The 18836-nt window shown below is 64.9% G+C and carries 18 protein-coding genes, 1 other RNA gene and 1 pseudogene; 5 read left to right on the top strand and 15 right to left on the bottom strand.

All coding sequences use genetic code 11. From position 1 onward, the window contains the following. Positions 1–3: 3 nt before the first annotated feature. Together radA and AC1DQQ_RS12160 are read right to left on the bottom strand one after the other, a co-directional pair. Positions 4–1374: a DNA repair protein RadA gene (radA, locus tag AC1DQQ_RS12165; RefSeq protein ID WP_478029961.1), complete on the bottom strand. Its 1371-nt coding sequence runs from the start codon at positions 1372–1374 to the stop codon at positions 4–6. A gap of 78 nt (positions 1375–1452) precedes the next feature. Continuing rightward, positions 1453–2163 (bottom strand): glutathione binding-like protein, encoded by a 711-nt coding sequence (locus AC1DQQ_RS12160; RefSeq protein ID WP_478045347.1) that lies wholly within the window; start codon positions 2161–2163, stop codon positions 1453–1455. 70 nt (positions 2164–2233) lie between these two features. Between AC1DQQ_RS12160 and AC1DQQ_RS12155 the strand changes: the two genes are divergently transcribed. Continuing rightward, positions 2234–3385, top strand: coding sequence for a glycosyltransferase family 4 protein (locus tag AC1DQQ_RS12155; RefSeq protein WP_478040796.1), 1152 nt, complete (start codon positions 2234–2236; stop codon positions 3383–3385). Here AC1DQQ_RS12155 and AC1DQQ_RS12150 read toward each other — a convergent pair. From AC1DQQ_RS12150 to AC1DQQ_RS12090, 13 genes are all read right to left on the bottom strand, one after another. Further along, the gene (locus AC1DQQ_RS12150; RefSeq protein WP_478045345.1) at positions 3352–3729 is read right to left on the bottom strand and encodes a (2Fe-2S) ferredoxin domain-containing protein; all 378 of its coding nucleotides are present in this window, start codon (positions 3727–3729) and stop codon (positions 3352–3354) included. The two genes, AC1DQQ_RS12155 and AC1DQQ_RS12150, sit on opposite strands and share 34 nt — an antisense overlap. Then, on the bottom strand, positions 3711–4250 hold the full coding sequence (locus tag AC1DQQ_RS12145) for a J domain-containing protein (protein WP_478030459.1): 540 nt from the start codon (positions 4248–4250) through the stop codon (positions 3711–3713). The genes AC1DQQ_RS12150 and AC1DQQ_RS12145 overlap by 19 nt, the downstream gene beginning before the upstream one ends. Positions 4251–4290: 40 nt before the next feature. Next, a complete protein-coding gene (locus tag AC1DQQ_RS12140) occupies positions 4291–6258 on the bottom strand; it encodes a hypothetical protein (protein WP_478045343.1) in 1968 nt (655 codons plus the stop codon). 53 nt (positions 6259–6311) lie between these two features. After that, positions 6312–6679, bottom strand: an RNA gene (rnpB, locus tag AC1DQQ_RS12135) — RNase P RNA component class A. A 10-nt stretch (positions 6680–6689) separates the two neighbouring features. Continuing rightward, a complete protein-coding gene (locus AC1DQQ_RS12130) occupies positions 6690–7319 on the bottom strand; it encodes a class I SAM-dependent methyltransferase (protein ID WP_478029957.1) in 630 nt (209 codons plus the stop codon). After that, positions 7312–8001, bottom strand: coding sequence for an N-acetylmuramoyl-L-alanine amidase (locus AC1DQQ_RS12125; RefSeq protein WP_478045341.1), 690 nt, complete (start codon positions 7999–8001; stop codon positions 7312–7314). The genes AC1DQQ_RS12130 and AC1DQQ_RS12125 overlap by 8 nt, the downstream gene beginning before the upstream one ends. Positions 8002–8057: 56 nt before the next feature. Next, the gene (locus AC1DQQ_RS12120; RefSeq protein WP_478029955.1) at positions 8058–8876 is read right to left on the bottom strand and encodes a CheR family methyltransferase; all 819 of its coding nucleotides are present in this window, start codon (positions 8874–8876) and stop codon (positions 8058–8060) included. Then, positions 8870–9922 (bottom strand): chemotaxis protein CheB, encoded by a 1053-nt coding sequence (locus tag AC1DQQ_RS12115; protein ID WP_478040792.1) that lies wholly within the window; start codon positions 9920–9922, stop codon positions 8870–8872. The genes AC1DQQ_RS12120 and AC1DQQ_RS12115 overlap by 7 nt, the downstream gene beginning before the upstream one ends. Before the next feature lie 16 nt (positions 9923–9938). Beyond that, on the bottom strand, positions 9939–10304 hold the full coding sequence (locus AC1DQQ_RS12110) for a response regulator (protein WP_066589882.1): 366 nt from the start codon (positions 10302–10304) through the stop codon (positions 9939–9941). Between the two features lie 62 nt (positions 10305–10366). Then, positions 10367–10810: a chemotaxis protein CheW gene (locus AC1DQQ_RS12105; RefSeq protein ID WP_478040791.1), complete on the bottom strand. Its 444-nt coding sequence runs from the start codon at positions 10808–10810 to the stop codon at positions 10367–10369. Continuing rightward, positions 10807–13119: a chemotaxis protein CheA gene (locus tag AC1DQQ_RS12100; RefSeq protein ID WP_478045339.1), complete on the bottom strand. Its 2313-nt coding sequence runs from the start codon at positions 13117–13119 to the stop codon at positions 10807–10809. Before AC1DQQ_RS12100 ends, AC1DQQ_RS12105 begins: the two co-directional genes overlap by 4 nt. A gap of 57 nt (positions 13120–13176) precedes the next feature. After that, entirely contained in the window at positions 13177–13821 is a 645-nt protein-coding gene (locus AC1DQQ_RS12095; RefSeq protein WP_478029951.1) for a histidine phosphotransferase family protein, read from the bottom strand. Positions 13822–13884: 63 nt separating this feature from the next. Further along, positions 13885–14751, bottom strand: coding sequence for a DUF5071 domain-containing protein (locus tag AC1DQQ_RS12090; protein WP_478029950.1), 867 nt, complete (start codon positions 14749–14751; stop codon positions 13885–13887). An 18-nt stretch (positions 14752–14769) separates the two neighbouring features. Here AC1DQQ_RS12090 and AC1DQQ_RS12085 point away from each other — a divergent pair, with 18 nt between their 5' ends. The 4 genes and pseudogenes from AC1DQQ_RS12085 to AC1DQQ_RS12070 all read left to right on the top strand — a co-directional run. Beyond that, a complete protein-coding gene (locus AC1DQQ_RS12085; protein ID WP_478029949.1) occupies positions 14770–15720 on the top strand; it encodes an RluA family pseudouridine synthase in 951 nt (316 codons plus the stop codon). 69 nt (positions 15721–15789) lie between these two features. After that, a complete protein-coding gene (rpoH, locus tag AC1DQQ_RS12080; protein ID WP_066809596.1) occupies positions 15790–16692 on the top strand; it encodes an RNA polymerase sigma factor RpoH in 903 nt (300 codons plus the stop codon). Positions 16693–16812: 120 nt separating this feature from the next. Continuing rightward, positions 16813–17496, top strand: a complete 684-nt coding sequence (locus tag AC1DQQ_RS12075; RefSeq protein WP_478029948.1) for a hypothetical protein — start codon at positions 16813–16815, stop codon at positions 17494–17496. Between the two features lie 56 nt (positions 17497–17552). After that, positions 17553–18746 (top strand): annotated as a pseudogene (locus tag AC1DQQ_RS12070) (flavin monoamine oxidase family protein); the annotation flags it as partial. Between the last annotated feature and the right edge of the window lie 90 nt (positions 18747–18836).

Below are 18836 nucleotides of genomic sequence, written 5' to 3'. Positions count from 1 at the left end.
CAGCTAGCCCCGACCCAGCATATGGTCAACGAGTTGACCGAGCGTGCGGAAACCACTGATCTTGATTCCGCTCTCGCTCTTGGTCGATGCGGGCCCCAGCGCGCGGTCGAACCCCAGCTTGGCGGCCTCCTTCATCCTGAGCGGCGCATGCGCGACCGGGCGGACTTCGCCCGACAGCGCGATCTCGCCGAACGCGACCGCATCGGCCGGCACCGGCCGCTCGCTCAGGGCCGAGATCAACGCCGCCGCGACGGCAAGGTCCGCCGCCGGATCCTGCACGCGATAACCGCCGGCAATGTTGAGATAGACTTCGCAGGTCGAGAAGCTGAGCCCGCACCGCGCCTCGAGCACTGCCAGGATCATCGCCAGCCGGCCCGAATCCCAGCCGACCACCGCGCGCCGCGGCGTCGCGCCCGAAGCGAGCCGGACGACCAGCGCCTGGATCTCGACCAGGACCGGGCGCGTGCCCTCCAGCGCGGGGAAGACGGTCGCGCCGGTCATTCCGTCCTCGCGATGGGTCAGGAACAAGGCCGACGGGTTGGCGACCTCGTTCAGGCCCGACGTCTCCATCGAAAATACACCGATCTCGTCCGTCCCACCGAAACGGTTCTTGATCGCGCGCAGGATGCGATATTGGTGGCTGCGCTCGCCCTCGAAGCTGAGCACGGTGTCGACCATGTGCTCGAGCACGCGCGGGCCGGCGATGCTGCCATCCTTGGTGACATGCCCGACCAGCACTACCGCGCTGCCGCGTTCCTTGGCGAAACGAATCAATTCCTGCGCCGACGCGCGCACCTGGCTGACCGTCCCCGGCGCGCCCTCGATCAAGTCCGAATGCATCGTCTGGATCGAATCGATCACCAACAAGGCCGGCCGCGGCCCCTGCCCCAGGGTCGTCAGGATATCGCGAGTCGATGTCGCGGCGCCCAGTTCGACCGGAGCGTCGCCCAGGCCGAGGCGGCGCGCGCGCAGCCGCACCTGATCGGCCGCTTCCTCACCCGACACATAGACGACACGCTCGCCGCGCCGCGCCAGACACGCCGCCGCCTGGAGCAACAGCGTCGACTTGCCGATCCCCGGATCGCCGCCGATCAAGGTCGCCGATCCTTCGACGAATCCGCCACCCAGCGCACGATCGAGTTCGGCGATCCCGGTCACCAGGCGATCGGGCAGCGTCACTTCGGCGTCGAGCCCGATCAACGCGATCGCGCGCCCACCCGATTGCAGGTTATGCTTGGCCTGGAACGGCGTGACATTGCCGCCGACCTCCTCGACCAACGTGTTCCATTCGCTGCAATCGACGCACTGCCCCTGCCACCGGGTCGCGACCGATCCGCAAGCCTGACAGACGTACCGTTTCTGAGGTTTGGCCATGGCGCGGTGTTTATCCGAAACGGAACGATTAGGGAACATCGATATTCCCTTGCCGTTAAAGGGATCGTCGCCGGACGATTAGCTTGCCGGTCGCGCCGGGGTCGTCAGCCCCTTCTGCACCGCCGGTCGCGCCAGGCCACGCTCCAGCCAGGCCGCGACATTCTTGAACGTGTCGAACTCGACGAGGTCGCGCGCTTCGTAGAAGCCGATCAGGTTCCGCACCCAACCCAAGGTCGCGATATCGGCGATCGTATACCCGTCACCCATGATCCAGGTGCGGCCATCCAGCCGTCCGTCGAGCACGCCGAGCAGCCGCTTGCTTTCCGCCACGTAGCGGTCGCGCGGACGCTTGTCCTCATAGTCCTTGCCGGCGAATTTGTTGAAGAAGCCGAGCTGGCCGAACATCGGTCCGACGCCGCCCATCTGCCACATCAACCAGGCGATCGTCTCCCACCGCGCGGCGGGGTCGGCGGGGATGAACTTGCCGCTCTTGTCGGCGAGATAGAGCAGGACCGCGCCGGTTTCGAACAGCCCCATCGGTTTGCCGCCGGGCCCATCTGGATCGATGATCGCGGGGATCTTGCCGTTGGGATTGAGGCTCCCGAACTCGGGCGACTTTTGATCGTCGGTCGCGAAATCGACCAGATGCGCCTCATAAGGCAGCCCGATTTCTTCGAGCATGATCGTCACCTTCACCCCGTTGGGCGTAGGCAGGCCGTAATATTGGAGGACATTCGGATCGGCCGCAGGCCACTTCTTGGTGATCGGAAAGGACGACAGATCGGCCACACGGCATCTCCCTGGGCTTAGGTCTGGGGAGTAGATAGGCAAGCCGCCCGCGCACCGCTATGGGCGTTGGATGCAACCAGGCGATCTTCGTGTCGCGCTGTTCAGCGGTAACTACAATTACACGCGGGACGGCGCCAATCAGGCGCTCAATCTGCTGGTCGGGCATTTGCTCGATCGCGGGGTGAAGGTGCGTGTCTATTCGCCGACCGTCGACGAACCCGCCTTTCCGCCGACCGGAGACCTGGTGAGCGTGCCGGCAATCCCGATGCCGGCCGGCCGCGCGGAGTATAAATTGGCCCGCGGCTTGCCGAAAAAGGTGCGCGCCGACCTGGAGGCGTTCGCCCCCAACCTCGTCCACGTCTCTGCGCCGGAGATCCTTGGTCACCGCGCGGTGACTTGGGCGCGACGGAACAACCTCGCCTCGGTCGCCTCTTTCCACACGCGGTTCGAAACCTATCCGCGTTATTATCGCATCGGCTTCGTCGAGCCGTTGCTGATCGGCATGCTGAAGCGTTTCTACAATCGGGTCGACGAAGTAGTCGTGCCCTCGCCCTCGGTCGCCGATCTGATCAAGTCATGGGGCGTGACGGTTCCGGTCAGCATCTGGTCGCGCGGCGTCAATCACGAGCGTTTCAATCCCGGTCGGCGCGACCTCGCCTGGCGCCGCTCGCTGGGCATCGCCGATGACGAAGTGGCGGTCGGCTTTCTCGGCCGGCTGGTGCTCGAAAAGGGCCTCGACATCTTCGCCGACGTGGTCAACGAGCTGGCCCGCCGCGGCATCCGTCACAAGGTGCTGGTGGTCGGCGACGGCCCAGCACGCGACTGGTTCGCCGATCGCGTGCCCGGCGCGGTATTCGCCGGTTTCCAGAGCGGCGACGATCTCGGCCGCGCGGTGGCGGGGATGGACGTATTCTTCAACCCTTCCGTCACCGAGACGTTCGGCAACGTCACCTCGGAAGCGATGGCGGCGGGGGTCGCGGTGGTCGCCGCGCGCGCCACGGGCGCGGTCGATCTGGTCGAAGAGGGCGTCAACGGATTTCTCGTCCCGCCGCGCGACGTCAACGCCTATGCCGACGCGATCCAGCGGCTGATCGAGGACGATTCGCTGCGCGCCTCGGCCGGCGCATCGGGACATGCCAAGGCGCAGGCCTATGTCTGGGGTCCGGTCAACGAAAAGGTGCTGCAGACCTATCTCGACGTGATGGCGCGGCGCGGCGCCTGAGCCCCCGGCTCGAGTCCGAGGTCGCGGCCGATCGCCTCGACATCGGCGCCGGCGGGCACCAGCCGCCACGTGCCAGGACGGCTGGTATCGACCAACGTCACTGCGCCTTTGGGACAGACGCCCAGGCATTTGACCTCGATCAGCCCCACCGGCGATTTGCGTCCCTTTTTGAGCCCAAAACGCTTGCGCAATGCTTTGCCGAGACTGGTCCTGCCCTTGCGCCCAAACCCGCCGTCGAGCTTCTTGGAACATTTCGAGCAGACCAGAATCGCCCCCGACCAGCGACTCTCGAGCCCCCGACCCAGCGCGCCGAGTTCCGGGGTAACTAGCTCGTCGGTCGCCACGCGCGGTTTTCCTCGGCGGCACGCAAGACGTCATAGGCAGCCTGGATCGCCTGAAAGCGCTTCGCCGCTTCCTCGTCCCCTTGGCGCACGTCCGGGTGCCATTCCTTGGCTAGCTTGCGCCATGCGGCACGGACGGCATCGAAATCGGCGTCCGAATCGAGTTCGAGCACGTCGAGCGCGCGCATTTCGTCGCGCGATCGGCTGCCGTCGCCCGATCCGCCCCAACCATAATGCCGTGCCTCGGCATAACCGTTCGCCGTGCGCGTCTCGGCCGCCTCGCGCTCGGCTGCCTCCTCTGCGCTCAAGCCCTCAAAATAATTCCAGCCGCGATTATACTCGGCGGCATGGTCCTGACAGAAATACCAGCGCTCGGGGCTATTGGGCGATTTGGGCGCCGGGCAATTGCCGGGCTGATCGCACCCATGGCGGTCGCACATCCGCACCCGTGTCGCCTCGCGCGTCGAGCCGTAGCTGCCCCAGCGGGGAAAGCCCCAGTTATCGGATCGGGTCGGACGCGCCATGTGCGCGACATAGGCATTGGGCGTACGAGCGCAAGCGGGGTCAAGGGCGCATTGTGAATCTGACCCGCTGCGTTACACCGCCGCATCCTATACCGCCGTCCGGACGGAAGGTCTTTTCGTAACGCGCGGTTTTGAACATATCGTCACCCGCCTTGGTGAAGATGAACGGCGGGTAGGAGATGACCGCCCGCTGGTTGACCGTCCGGCCATCAGCGCCGACATCGAATTGTACCGACACCCAGCCCTCGAAACCCCACTTCCAGGCTTCGTCGGGAAAGGTACCACTAACGCCGATAGCACGCGGCGCGGAATCGATCAGCGAGCATTGATCGGCAGTCGTACCGGTCTGTGCATAGACCGCCTTGGCGGCGGCGAGATCGCCGCGCTGGGTGAGCATGGACGCCTTGCGGATCAACGCCCCGACCTTGAACCCATCCTCGGCCGGCAGCGACGCATCGTTCGCGACCTGATCGAGCAGCGCCAAGCTACGCTCCTTGTCGAACCCGCGCGATGCATCGGACATCATCAACCGGAGCACCGCACGGGCTTCCGGATCCTCGGCATAGGGTCCGCTCGCCGCGGCAGCTTCGAGCATGCGAAAATATCGCCGGCCACCCCAACTGTCGGAATTCTTGCTCTGCCAGCCCTTCAAGTCGGGGGACAACCGCGCCATCGCCGGCGCCCCGTTGGCAGCCAGAATCGCCACCTCGCGCTGTGCGAACCGCGCACCTTCCTCGGCCTGCAACACGGTGTTGCGCGACAAGAGGTGCAAGATCGGCACCAAGGCGAGCGAATCAGCCCCCTTGGCCTTTTCGAGGTCAGCCAATTCCTTGCGTTCGGCGGTAAGCAACGCCGCGTCCGCGCCCTCGTGTTTCTGGGGGACGTCGACCCCGCGATGCTCGAGCCATTTCGCCAGCGACTTGTCGAGATAGTCGTGAAGAGACGGCTTGGGAAATTCGGTCGAGCAGCGCAATTCGACGCGAGCGCGGTAACGAAAGAATGCCGGCAGCGCCTTCACCTGCTCGGGCTTCCACGACCAATTGCGCACCGCGCGCGCGAATTGCAGCGCGACCTTGCCGCCGCGCGAGGCATAAACCGGCGAGGCATAGACGATCGTCCCGTCGTCACCGATCGAGAATTCCACGACAGCCATGTCATCCGGGCGCAGATCGGAATCGCCGCCGCAATCGGGCGGCGTCATCTGGACGGCGGGATCGAACGAGCCGGTCGAGACGCGCCCCGCGCCAGTATAGGCCATATATTTGCGGGCATCGTCGCGATCGCCGAGCATCATCGCAGCGATCGCGTAATTCGATCGCACGGCGACATCGTTGAGGTCGGTCCTGCTGGTCAGCCCGCCGAGCAGCTTGACCCCTTCACCAGCAGCGGTGCGCGCGCCGGCAAAGTCGCCGCGATTAAGGAGCAATTGGCTTTCCACGCGCTTGAGCGCGGCGCGGGCGACATTGTCGACCGATGGGTCGACGAGCCATTGCTGGACACGAGCGAGATCGGCGACCGCGGCACCCGAATCGACGAAAGTCTCGGTCTCAATCAGCCCGCGCAATGTGCCTAGATGCTCAACCGGAGTTGCCGCCAACGCCTCCGCCTGACGGTAATTGTCCGAGGCGGTCGCGTAATCGAGCGACGTCTCCGCCACTTTGGCGAGCAGATTATAGCCCTGGATACGATCGTTGCGCATCGTCGGCTCGTTTGCTGGGAGGACCGCAAGCGCGGCGCGGACCGACGCCACCGCGTCGTCGCGACGATCAAGCCGATAGAGCGTGAGCCCCTTGCGCAAGCGGACCAGCGCCAGGCTTCGTGGCTTGTTCGCGACGCGCGGCTCCAGCTTTTCCCACTCCGCGAGCGCGTCGGCGAACTTGCCGCTATCCTGCAACGCCGTGGCGGCGTCGAAAGCCTGTTGAATGGTCGGTGCCGGCGGCGTGACATCCGCCGATGCGAGCATCGGGACCATCGCGAGCACAGTCGCGCCGAGAAGCAATCCCCGCATATTTTTTCCCCCGCTTTTGGGGCAGGTTAGCTGACATTCAACACGAGGAAAAGAGCGCCAGAGGGTCTGTAAGCCGGGTTCTGTCCACCGCTCGCGCGGATGGGCGACCATTCCTCTAGGACGACGCTTGCGCGCCGCCTCAAGCAACCAACCCGGGCGACGGGTGGGAACACACCCATATGCCGCCCCTATTCGGTCTTGCTCCCGGTGGGGTTTGCCATGCCGCCGCTGTTACCAGAAGCGCGGTGCGCTCTTGCCGCACCCTTTCACCCTTACCTCCCGGCGAACCGGGTTGGCGGTCTGCTCTCTGTGGCACTTTCCCTGGGGTCACCCCCGGCGGGCGTTACCCGCCACCGTCGTTCCGCGGAGCCCGGACTTTCCTCGGGGATGCAAGCATCCACGCGGCCGCCCGACCCTCTGGCAGGCGCGGCCTAGCGCGCCAATCGCCGAAAGGCCAGCCACGTCCAATAAATGCCCGCGGCACGATCCGCCGCCTGCATCGATTCGATCCGCACTTCGCGTTCCATCTGCAAGCCGTTCGCGCTCGCCAGATCGACGGTCGCAGGCACCGATGCCTCGTGCAGGGTCTGGCTCGGCGTGCTCGGCCCCTGTCGCAGCGAGATCAGGATCAGGCCTCCAGCCACCGTCAGCTCGACGATATTGGGCATCGATCGCGCACGATCGCGATCGTCGAGGTGCTGCCACACCGCGGATAGGAGGGTGACGTCGAATCCGCGTGCCGGTGGCGGCGAAATGGCAAGGTCCGGCAGCATGCCGTCGCACCAGTCGATCCTGGCGGTCCCGTGCAGGTGCATCCCGACCTCGCGCAGCGCCGCGACGGGTTCGACCGCGGTCACCTCATATCCTCGCCGGCTGAGCCACGCCGCATCCCGGCCGGTGCCAGCGGCGATATCGACGATGCGCGCGGGCGGTGGGGGAAACATATCGAGGAACGGTCCGAGCAGCTTTTCGCTCGATACCGCTTCGGATCGCTCGACGAACGAACCGGTCGTTGCGGTGGCGTACTCGTCGAGCACGCGCTCGATCGATCGCTTACTCATCCCCCTGCGGCTTCGGCAGCAGCAGCGCCAGCAGCAGGCAGCGGCATTCGCCGTCGATCTCGCCGTCGATCAGTTCAGGGCGGAAGCGGCGCTGAAACGCCACGACGGCGGCGAGCTTGTCGGTGACCTCATACCCGAACCGTTCGAGCGCGAGCAGGAAGCCGGCGTCGGTCCACAACGGGTCCATCAGATTCTTGGTTGGGCGCGGCAGCGCGAGACGCAGGCGCGCCAGCTGGGCCCAGGGGAAAAGCTCGCCGGGATCCTGCTTCCTGGTCGGCGCGATGTCGGAGTGACCGACAATGTTGCCGCGGGTGATCTGGTAGCGATCCTTGATCTCGGCCAGCAGCGGGACCAGCGCCTCGATCTGCGCGGGCGCGAACTCGCGATAGCCGAATTCGTGGCCGGGATTGACCAATTCGATCCCGATCGAGGCCGAATTGACGTCGGTGATCCCGCGCCAATGCGATTGCCCGGCGTGCCAGGCACGCTTGTCCTCGGCCACCAGACGATGAATCGTGCCATCCTCGTCGATCAGATAATGCGCCGACACCTCCGCCGCTGGATCGGTCAGGCGCGCCAGCGCGGCCTCCGCGCTTTGCATGCCGGTATAATGCAGCACGATCATCGAAACCGGCAGCTGCCGCTCGTTGAAATTGGGCGACGGGGTTTCGACGATGCTCACGCCCGCTGGATTGCGGCGAAGCGCGGCGAAAGTAAACCGTCCCGCTGCTTCCGGAATCACGCAGCCGCGGCGGCGGCCCAGTTCGGCTCGTACAGTCCACGATAGCGCTGGCTGGGACGGAACGCGTCGGTCTGGCCGATCACGGTCTCGCCGGCGCCAAGCACCAATACCCCATCGGGCCGCAGCACTTGCGCGAGCCGACCGAGGACCGCGCGGCGCATGTCGAGCGAGAAATACAACAGCACGTTGCGGCACAGGATGACATCGAATCGGCCGATCGGCAGCGAATCGGCGACCAGGTTCATCCGGCGGAACGAGACCATCCGAGTCAGCCCAGGATTGGCGATCCAGTCGCCGTCGACCGAATCGAACCATTGCATCATCCGGCGGATCGGCAGGCCGCGCTGGATTTCGAACTGGGTGTAACGTCCAGCGCGTGCCTTATGCAGCGCCGATTCGGAGACATCGGTGGCCAGTATCTCCGGCATTTGATGATCGAGCTTTTCGGCGAACAGCATCGCCAGGCTGAGCGGCTCTTGCCCGGTCGAGCAGCCCGCCGACCAGATTCGCGGGCGGCGCGTATCGGGGATCGCCGACACTGCCTGCTCGACGATGTCGAACACCGCCGCATCGCGGAAGAACGAGCTCTCCTGGTTGAGCAATTCGTCGACCACGCGATCGGCGAGCGGTCCGCCGCGATCCGCCCGGGTCGCTTCGGCAAGCTTCTCCAGCGTATCGTGACCCGTATCACGCATCACTGGCTTCAGCGCGGTTTCGATGCGCCAGTTGCGGTTGGCACCCATCTGCTGCCCGGTGCGCGCTTCGAGCAGCGCGATGAATTCCGCGACCGCGCCGGCGGGGCGCGGGGTCAGCATGAAGGCCGCCGACGGCGCGCGATCAATTGGCCGATCTCGTCCGGCGGCAGGATCGCGTCGGCGACTCCACCGGCAACCACGGCACCGGGCATCCCCCAGACCACCGAGGACGCGCGATCCTGGACAACGACACTGCCACCGGCGGCGGACAACTGCCCAGCCCCGATGGCGCCATCGCGGCCCATCCCGCTCAGCATCACGCCGAGCGCGCGCGCGCCATACACCTCAGCCACCGATTGCAGCATCGGGTCGACCGACGGCAGACAGCCACTGACCGATGCCGCGGTCGATAGACGGATCGCCACGCCATCGCCCATCGCCACGCAGCGCATATGCGCGCGACCCGGCGCGATCAGGATGCGGCCGGGACGCACGCGGACGCGGTCCTCCGCCACTTCGCACGGACGATTGGCCAGCACCGCGACCTGCGCGGCGAAATAGGGCATGAACGATTCGGGCAGGTGCTGGGTGATCAGGATCGGCAAGCGGAACTCGGCGGGGATCGCCCTGAGCAATTGGCTGAGCGCGTGGATGCCCCCGGTCGAGGCGCCGATCGCGACGATATCATAGTCGTTCCCCGGCGCGCTGGCCGCTGCCGGCGTCCGCGGCGCCACGACCTCATCAGCCTCGACCAGTCGGACGAGCCGTTCGTTGAGTTGATCACCGAAGCGCCCGGCAAAGGCGCCGACTTCGGGTTTGACCAGCGTATCCGCCGCGCCCAGCGCCAATGCCTGGACCGTCGACGCGGCGCCATCGGCGCACGCAGAGGACACGATCAGCACGCGGGCGCCCTGCCCCGCCGCGATCAGGTCGGGCAAGGCGGTCAGGCCATCGACCCCCGGCATTTCGATGTCGAGCAGGATCACGTCGACGCGATGCCGCGCCAGGAACGCCAGCGCCGCCTTGACGTCCTGTACCGCGCCAGCCACCAGGAAACGGTCGCCGCCGTCGATCGCTCGCGCGATCACAGCGCGTGCAACGACCGAATCGTCGACGATCAGGACCGAGGGCGGCGCTTCGAAATCGGGAAAAGGCTTGCTCGCCACCACGGCACCGGTGCGCTTATGCCAGGCCGACGATTTGGAGCTTCGATTCCAGCGTTTCGCGATCGAATGGCTTCATCACATATTCGTCGGCACCCGCTTCGATCGCGGCGCGGATATAGGCCATGCCGTTCTCGGTGGTGCAGAACACCACCTTGGGCCGGCTCGATAGCGCGGTGTCGCGGAGCGCACGCAGGAAATCCATCCCGCTCATCACCGGCATGTTCCAGTCGAGCAGGATCACGTCGGGGACCGACGCCATGCAGCTGTCCAGCGCCTCCTTACCGTCGGCAGCCTCGCTCACCTCGAAATTCAACGTCTCGAGGATATGGCGGGCGACCTTGCGGATCACCTTGGAATCATCGACAACCAGACACGTCTTCATGACCGAAACACCCCGTTACTAGGCCCATCGAAGGGCTTACCCGCCAAACCGTGATCACCCGGTTAATTGATTGCATTCGCGTCGTTTGATGGTCCGTGGACCAGCGCGGTGAGATCGATCGCCAGAATCGGCTCGCCATCGCGCTCGATCGCGCCGCAACCGGCCTGGCGCCATCCGGCGTCGAGCCCGATCCCCGGCGGCAGCGGCGCGGCGACGAACGGCGCGACATCCTCCAGGCTGTCGACCAGCACGGCATAATGATGCCCGTCGACCACCGTGATAACCGCGCGCGATCCGGCGATCGCGAGCTTGGGCAGGCCGAGCGCGGCATGCGTGTCGATGACCGTCACCACCCGGCTGCGCAGCGCGGCCAGCCCGCGAATGTGCGGCGCGGCGCGCGGCGTCGGGATGACCGCGCCAATATCGACCACCGACTCGACTTGCGCCGAATCGATCGCGACTCCGCGGCCGGCGATATGCGCGATCAGGAAAAGCTGTTCGCTCATGCCACATTCACCCGTTTGGCGACGGCGGCGAGCAATCCGGCGCGGTCATAGCGATAGACTCGATCGTCGCCGCCGGTATCGCACCGATCATTGCTGAGACGAAGCACGCGGCCGTCGCGTGCCGCGGCCGGAGCGGCATCGGTGGTCAGGATCACCGCCGGCTGTTCGTCCGCGCTCGCCTTGGTCGAAACACGATATCCTGCTTGTTCGAGCACCGGCTTCAGGAAAGTCGCGATCCAGCTGTCCGACTGGCTGTCGATCAGGCAGAGCGGCGCGCCCGCCCGGACGATATCCAGGGCATCGGGACCGAGCAGCCATTGCGGATCGATCAGTTCCACCTGTTCGTCGCCGATCACAACGACCCCCAGGATTGGCCCAGGCTGCGCCGACGGGGAGATGTCGGTCGGAATGGCGACGATGTCGACCGGTTCGGCAATCGCATAGGCGATTTCGGCATCGCCATCCTTGATCCTCAGCACGGCGAGTTGGGCATGGCCTTCGATCTCGCCGAGCGCGGCAAGCGGCACGATGCGATCGTCGACCAACAAGCGCATCCGGCCACCGCTGAACCGCACATTGGACGCGTCGACGGTTTCGACACGGTCGATAATTGCCAACGGCACCGCGCGGCGGCGGCCATCGAGGTCGTCGAACAACAGCGCGTCGGCCAGGACCGCCTCGGGCTCGATCGCCTCCTCTTCTTCGACCGCCGTATCGCGGGTAAAATTGATCCCGGCGGCCGCGGCGACCCCGGCGCAATCGAGCAACAGCATCGGCGAGCCGCTGTCGGGCAAGGTCTGGCCGGCATAGATGCCTGTCGCCATCACTGCCGGCGACGCGGGCTTGATCACCAATTCCTCGTGATCGAGCACCGAATCGACTGCGACCGCGAAACTGCCGCCGCTGGCACTGATGATCGCCAGCATGTCGACCGACATCGGATCGATGGCGCGCAGGCCGAGCAACGCTGCGAGATCGACCAGCGGCATACGGCGATCGCGCACCGTCGCCGCCGGCGTATCGCCCAGCAGATCGACGCGGATCGCATCACCGGAGACATGGACGATTTCCTCGATCGCCTGGCGCGTGACCGCAAAACGCTGGCCGGCGATGCCGATGACGATCGCAGGGATGATCGACAATGTCAGCGGCACGTGGATCAGGATCCGCAGTCCGCGGTCCTTGGCGTTGACCAGATCGATTCGTCCACCGATCTGTTCGATATTGGCGCGGACGACGTCCATCCCGACGCCCCGGCCGGAAATCGCGGTAACTTCGTCCTTGGTCGACAGTCCGGGTTCGAAGATCAGGTCGAGCTTGGCGCGCTCGCTCAGCATCGACAGATCGCGGCCGCGCGACTGGCCCGACGACGTGAGTTTCTGAACCAGGCGATCGGTATCGATCCCACGGCCGTCGTCGGCGACTTCGAGGATGATCTGATTGCCCGACTGGCGCGCGGACACGATTAGTCGGCCGACTTCGCGTTTGCCGAGCGCGCGGCGTTCCGCGGCGCTTTCGATGCCGTGGTCGATCGAATTGCGGATGATGTGGACGAGCGGATCGCGCATCATCTCGATCATCTCGCGATCGAGTTCGACGTCGGATCCCTCGATCTGGAGCTGCACCGATTTGCCGACTTCGGCTGCAGTGTCGCGGACCATGCGCGGCAAGGCCGAGAACAAGGCGTCGACCTTCTGCATGCGCGTCCGCGTCACGGTGTCGCGCATCTCCGCCACGGTCAGCGACAGGCGGTCGAGCGCGGCTTCGATCGTCGGATCGACATTCTGGTCGCGCATGCGGCGCGCGAGTTCGTTGCGCGCCAATACCATGTCCGACATGCCCGACATCATGCGGTCGAGCAGATCGGTCGACAGCCGCACGCTGCGATTGGCGACGCGCTGGCCGGTGGGTGCCTGTTGCGCGGCGGGAGCCGCCGCTTCGGCGCCCGCATTGAGCGCCGCGATCAGCAATTCCTCACCGCTATCGTCGAGCGCGGCACCGGCATCGATCGCCTCGACGATCTCGCCGATCCGGTCGACGATCGCCAGCACCGCGGTGACCAATTTCTGGTCGGGGCTCCGCTCGCCCGAGCGAACCGCGGCCAGCACGTCCTCCGCGGCGTGACTCAGGCGCGCCAGGCGCGGCAGGTCGAGAAAGCCGCAGCTTCCCTTCACCGTGTGGACGAAACGGAAAATGGCATCGAGCCGCGCACGGTCGGCCGGGTCGGCTTCCCACGCGACGATCTCGCCCGAGAGCGCGTCTAGCGTCTCGCGCGTTTCGGCAATGAATTCCTGGAGCAGGTCGTCCATGGGTCCCCGAGCATGATGCGCGGTTCGACCTTGGACGAGCAGTGGTAAAAGAGACGTTTACCCGGCGCGAATTGTCACGCCGAACAGCAACACCGGAGCATCGGGCTCGGAGATCTGCACACTACCGTCACCCTCGCTGACCAACGAATGGATCAGATAGGCCGCTGCGGCGCGTGGCGTGATGGCCGTGTCGCCCTGTTCGCCGAGCAACGTCGTGCGCAATTCCTGATCGAGCACCAGCCGCGGCCCTTCGGCGCGCACCACGATCTCGATATTGCCCGCATTCTCCTCGGCGCCGATATCGAGTTGCCCACCGCGCACCAGGGCGTCGCCGGCGATCAGCGCGAGGTTGAGCAGCACCTTGGTCGCGGGCTTGGGCAAGGTCGCTTCCTCGACCATCCAGCCGATCGTCAGCTTGGCATTGTCGCCGAACAACCCTTCGATCGCCGAGCGCGTCTCCCGCGTATCGACCTTTTCGCCGAAACCGCCCGCCGCGCCGAACGCGAGGCGGAAGAATTTGAGCTTGTTGGCCGACGCCCGAGCGCTTTCGTTGAGCAATTCGAGGCAACGCGCACGCATTTCCGGGTCATGCTCGTCGGCGAGCAATTCGAGCCCGTTATTGAGCGCACCCACCGGGCTGAGCAGGTCATGGCACAAACGCGAGCAGAGCAAGCTGGCGAAATCGACCGAGGTCATGGTCATTACGGACGTTTCTTTCCTATCGTTGCCTGTCTTCTGGCGTAGGGAGACGCGACCCGCAACCTGCTAAGCGCTCGATTCGGCAAGTCCGGCCAAGATTTCGCGCGCCTCGACATCCGCCTCTTCGAGCAAATCATCTTGGCTCGGGTCTTCGGCAAGAATGCGCAGATCATTCGTCAACTCAAGCTGAGCTGACCGCGGCAACCGACGGACGATAAAGCGCATGCACATCCATTTGTGCCCGCCATCATCACCGCGCAGCACCCGGCGGACCGGTTCTAGCATCGGTTCGCCAATTGTCGCCAGATAGTCGATCAATGGGCCCGCGACTGGCCAATTGCCATCGGCGGTCCAGCGCATCAAATCATCTAGGATCGGCGCGATTGCGGGATAGCCCGCAGCGGCGATCAGCGGCACCATGTCCTCGTCGGTCTTGTCACGGGGGATCAGGTGTCGCACCTCGCCAGTCGCCATTGGGACGTGCTGGAAGCCCCTGATTGTATGGCTCACGGTCGGTATCGCCACACACTGCCCGTCACGCTGCTCAACTGAATGCTCGGCCCAGCTATAGACCGGCTCCTCGACAGCTAGCCATGCAGCTACATCGTCGCCGGCGACGATGACCCAAATCTTGCCGTCGATATCCGCCATCTCAGCGTCACGCCGTGACGGTTTTACCACCCCGTTCGGATGTGAATGCCAATAGCCGATCAATCGCGGCCCGCCCGCCCGCTCGGCGCGAAGCGCTGCAAAAAGCGCGGCTGGATCGATCTCGAATTCAATGTCCGGACGCTCGGCGACATTTTGCGTTCCCTGCCAGCCGGTGATCCGGTCCGCATCACCGAACAGCAGCCCGCACGCCTCGTTAGGATGCGCGCCAGCGGCCGCAGCCCGGATTCCGGCGAGCACTTCTCTTGAAATTTCCAACCTCATTCCCATCTTCCTACACGAATGGTTCCGGGGGTTTCCATCTTCGAAGCAGTGGTTTCGGGCGCGGCCAAAGGCTGGCGGCTCGATCGGGCGCTGGCAGATGCCGTGCCCACATTGTCACGCGAGCGGCTGAAAGCGCTCATCTCGTCGGGCGCGGTCAGCGATCCGTCGGGCGTGTTGATGCGCGACCCCGCCCGCAAGCTCCTTGGTGGCGAAACCTTCACCGTCACCGTGCCCATTCCCCGACCGGCGCATAACGAAGCCCAGGACATCCCGCTCGAAATCGCGTTCGAGGACGAGCATCTGATCGTGATCGACAAGCCTGCCGGGCTTGTCGTCCATCCCGCGGCCGGCAATTTCGACGGCACGTTGGTCAATGCCCTGCTCCATCATTGCGGTGGCAGCCTGTCGGGGATCGGCGGCGTCGCGCGGCCCGGGATCGTCCATCGCATCGACAAGGACACGTCGGGGCTGATGGTCGCGGCCAAGACCGATCGCGCCCATGAAGGCCTCGCCAAGCAGTTCGCCGACCATTCGATCGATCGACGCTATCGCGCGTTGGTCTCGGGTCATCTGACGACCGCCAGCGGCACGATTGACGCGCCGCTCGCGCGCAGTCCACAGAACCGCAAGAAGGTCGCGATCGTTCGCACCGGCAAGCGCGCGGTGACGCATTGGTGCAAGCTCAAGAGCTTGCACGAAGCCGATCTGGTCGAGTGCAAGCTCGAGACCGGCCGCACCCATCAGGTGCGCGTGCACATGGCGTCGATCGGTCACCCCTTGATTGGAGACCCGGTTTATGGTAGAACAAAACAGGTTCACAGGAAGGTTCTGGAAACCCTGAATTTCCGCCGCCAGGCATTGCACGCGGCGCATCTCGGGTTCATCCACCCCATCACAAGAAACGCTTTGTCGTTCGATAGCGAAATCCCAGCGGACATGCGGGAACTCTTCGATACACTCAGCGATTGAGTTTTGTTGCAGTGCGGCATGCCGCCTTTTGAAGGGGCAGGCCGGCTGAAAGGTAAGGGAGACTAGGTCATGGCAAATCGCAGCAACGTCCCCGCGACGATTCCTGCTCTCGGTGGAGAGGCAAGCCTCAACCGCTATCTGGCCGAGATCAAGAAGTTCCCGATCCTGACCCCGGAACAGGAATATATGCTCGCCAAGCGCTTTTCGGAGCATGGCGATACCGAGGCGGCGGCGCAGCTCGTCACTTCGCACCTGCGTCTCGTGGCCAAGATCGCGATGGGCTATCGCGGCTACGGTCTGCCCGTCTCGGAACTGATCAGCGAAGGCAATATCGGCCTGATGCAGGGCGTGAAGAAGTTCGAGCCCGATCGCGGCTTCCGTCTCGCCACTTATGCGATGTGGTGGATCCGCGCCTCGATCCAGGAATTCATCCTGCGCTCGTGGAGCCTGGTCAAGATGGGCACCACCGCCGCGCAGAAGAAGCTGTTCTTCAACCTGCGCCGGATGAAGTCGAAGCTCGACGCGTTCGAGGACGGCGACCTGAGCCCCGAGAATGTCGCCAAGATCGCCAAGGATCTCGGCGTCACCGAGGACGAGGTCACGTCGATGAACCGTCGCATGGCGATGGGCGGCGACACGTCGCTCAACGTCTCGATGCGTGAGGATGGCGAGGGTCAGTGGCAGGATTGGCTGCAGGACGATGCACCGTTGCAGGATTCGGTCGTCGCCGAAGCGCAGGAAGCGGATGTCCGCCACAGCCTGCTGACCGAAGCGATGGACGGTCTCAACGAGCGTGAGCGTCACATTCTGACCGAGCGCCGGCTGACCGACGACCCCAAGACGCTCGAAGAGCTGAGCCAGGTCTATGGCGTGTCGCGTGAGCGCGTTCGCCAGATCGAGGTCCGCGCGTTCGAGAAGCTGCAGAAGGTAATGATGCGGCTGGCCGGCGAAAAGCGGCTGATCGCGGCTTGATTGTCCAACCCCCGGCTGCCGCGGTGCGCGGCGGCCGGGGCGATTGCGCCAAAATCGATCGATGTTCTTGACGCGTTCCCTGTACTGAAGAATATTCCCCTTGAATAACGGAGGGGTAGCATGGGTACGCTAATTACAATTATCTGGCTTGTCGGAACCGTCGCATCGATCTGGTTCATCATTCGGCCGTCATCGTCTCTGCCAATGTATGCCACGCGGGGCCGCGCCATTGCGACTGGGGCAGCGATCTTCGTCGGCCTGCCGATCGTGGGCGCCATCATCGGTATCTCGAGCTTGGCGCCAAGCCAGACCAAATCGACGTCGACGGCAACGGTCGATTCCGGCTCTGCTGCCGATGGCAACAGCCAGAGCGCGGCGGCGGCGCCTGCGTCACCCTGGACCTATGGCGAGAACAAGGATGCGATGCGGGGCACATCGACGAAGTACGCTGCCACGCGAAGCGAAGAGAAATATCAGAACGTTCTCGGCACGGACGAACAAACCACCTCGTTACAGGTTCAAACTGCCGCCAAGGGATACGACGTCGTTATCATCAACCCCAATCTGCAGTTCACCTGTAATTCGCTCACTAGCAAACAGGTGTCTGTCAAATTCGACGATGGCCCAATCGAACGGTTCGGCTGCACCGGAGCGGTGGGCGATGAATTTGGTACTGCGTTCATCAATCCGGGTTCGCGGATTGTCAGCAAGCTGAAGGCCGCCAAAAAGGTTATGATCGAGGCTGAGGTGTTCCAGCGTGGCAACATTCAGATGACCTTCAATGTCGCCGGCCTGAAATTCTGACGCCCTGCGCTCGCGTTGCGGGCTGACCGCCGCCCGATTCGCCCTATACAGGGCGGATGAGCAGCAAGTTCGTCGTCATCGGAGGAGGCGCCGCCGGCATCGCTGCCGCGCGGCGCCTTGTCGATTCGGGCGCCGATACATTGTTGCTCGAAGCGAGCGGGCGGATCGGCGGGCGGGCGCATAGCGTCCGCGTTGGCCGCGAAACGCTCGATCTTGGCTGTTCCTGGCTGCATTCGGCCGACCGCAACCCCTGGACGCGGATCGCGCTCGCCGAGGGGTTCCAGATTGATCGCACGCCCGCGCACTGGCGCGAACAATGGCGCGATCTCGGTTTCCCCGCCGCCGACCAAGAGGCGTTCCAGGCTGCATATCAGCAATTCAGCGAGCGCGCTTTGGCCTATCGCAGCGGCCCCGACCGGCCGCTGTCGGACTTCATCCCGCCCGACAATCCGTGGCGCCCGCTGATCGACGCGATTTCGGGCTATGCCAATGGTGCCAACCTCGGCGCCGTCTCGCTGCACGACTGGGCGGCGTATGAAGACGCCGCGGGCGACGACAATTGGCGGCTGGTCGAGGGCTATGGCACGCTCATCGCCGCTCATGGCAAGCGCCTGCCCGTCCGGCTCGATTGTCCCGTTTCGCTGATCGACCATCGCGGCCCGCGCATGCGCCTCGTGACGCCGCACGGGCTAATCGAGGCCGACCGCGTGATCGTCGCGGTGCCGACCCCGATCATCGCCGATGGCGACCTGGCATTCGACCCGCCGATCGATGCCAAGCGCGAGGCCGCCGTCGCACTCCCGCTCGGGCTGGCCGACAAGATCTTCCTCGGCATTCGCGGCGACGATTATCCGCACAATGCGCATCTGATCGGCAATCCGCGCAATGCGTGCACCGCAAGCTATCAGATCGGCTATCTCGGTCGCCCAGTGGTCGAGGCATTCTTCGGCGGCGATTGCGCCGAGGCGATCGAGCGCGAAAGCGACCTCGGCGCCGCCGATTTTGCGATCGGCGAACTCGCCCGCCTGCTCGGCAACGACTGGCGGTTGCGGCTCCAGCCGCTCGCGCGGACGCGCTGGCGCGCCGAACGCTTCATTCGCGGCAGCTATTCGCATGCCCGGATCGGGCAATCCGGCCAGCGCCGCGTGCTTGCCCAGCCGCACGACGACCGCATCTTCTTTGCCGGCGAGGCTTGTTCGGCGAGCGATTTCTCGACCGCGCATGGCGCCTACGAGACCGGCATCGCCGCCGCCGAAGAAGCTCTTGCCGCCGACCGCCGACCGCGGATAGTGGCAAGCATGCCGTTGATGACGGCGCCCTCGCCCAACCCGACCGATATC

This window comes from Sphingomonas sp. P4_G3, from assembly GCF_056401105.1.
Note: the sequence above shows the minus strand (reverse complement) of the source record. Positions and strands in the feature narration are given on the sequence as shown.

Coding starts and splice junctions, on each gene's coding strand:
- rpoH (WP_066809596.1), top strand. CDS start 15,790: ATGGCAAATCGCAGCAACGTCCCCGCGACGATTCCTGCTCTCGGTGGA.
- AC1DQQ_RS12140 (WP_478045343.1), bottom strand. CDS start 6,258: ATGCGGGGATTGCTTCTCGGCGCGACTGTGCTCGCGATGGTCCCGATG.
- AC1DQQ_RS12130 (WP_478029957.1), bottom strand. CDS start 7,319: ATGAGTAAGCGATCGATCGAGCGCGTGCTCGACGAGTACGCCACCGCA.
- AC1DQQ_RS12085 (WP_478029949.1), top strand. CDS start 14,770: ATGGTTCCGGGGGTTTCCATCTTCGAAGCAGTGGTTTCGGGCGCGGCC.
- AC1DQQ_RS12110 (WP_066589882.1), bottom strand. CDS start 10,304: ATGAAGACGTGTCTGGTTGTCGATGATTCCAAGGTGATCCGCAAGGTC.
- AC1DQQ_RS12100 (WP_478045339.1), bottom strand. CDS start 13,119: ATGGACGACCTGCTCCAGGAATTCATTGCCGAAACGCGCGAGACGCTA.
- AC1DQQ_RS12155 (WP_478040796.1), top strand. CDS start 2,234: ATGCAACCAGGCGATCTTCGTGTCGCGCTGTTCAGCGGTAACTACAAT.
- AC1DQQ_RS12075 (WP_478029948.1), top strand. CDS start 16,813: ATGGGTACGCTAATTACAATTATCTGGCTTGTCGGAACCGTCGCATCG.
- AC1DQQ_RS12145 (WP_478030459.1), bottom strand. CDS start 4,250: ATGGCGCGTCCGACCCGATCCGATAACTGGGGCTTTCCCCGCTGGGGC.
- AC1DQQ_RS12090 (WP_478029950.1), bottom strand. CDS start 14,751: ATGAGGTTGGAAATTTCAAGAGAAGTGCTCGCCGGAATCCGGGCTGCG.
- radA (WP_478029961.1), bottom strand. CDS start 1,374: ATGGCCAAACCTCAGAAACGGTACGTCTGTCAGGCTTGCGGATCGGTC.
- AC1DQQ_RS12095 (WP_478029951.1), bottom strand. CDS start 13,821: ATGACCATGACCTCGGTCGATTTCGCCAGCTTGCTCTGCTCGCGTTTG.
- AC1DQQ_RS12105 (WP_478040791.1), bottom strand. CDS start 10,810: ATGAGCGAACAGCTTTTCCTGATCGCGCATATCGCCGGCCGCGGAGTC.
- AC1DQQ_RS12120 (WP_478029955.1), bottom strand. CDS start 8,876: ATGCTGACCCCGCGCCCCGCCGGCGCGGTCGCGGAATTCATCGCGCTG.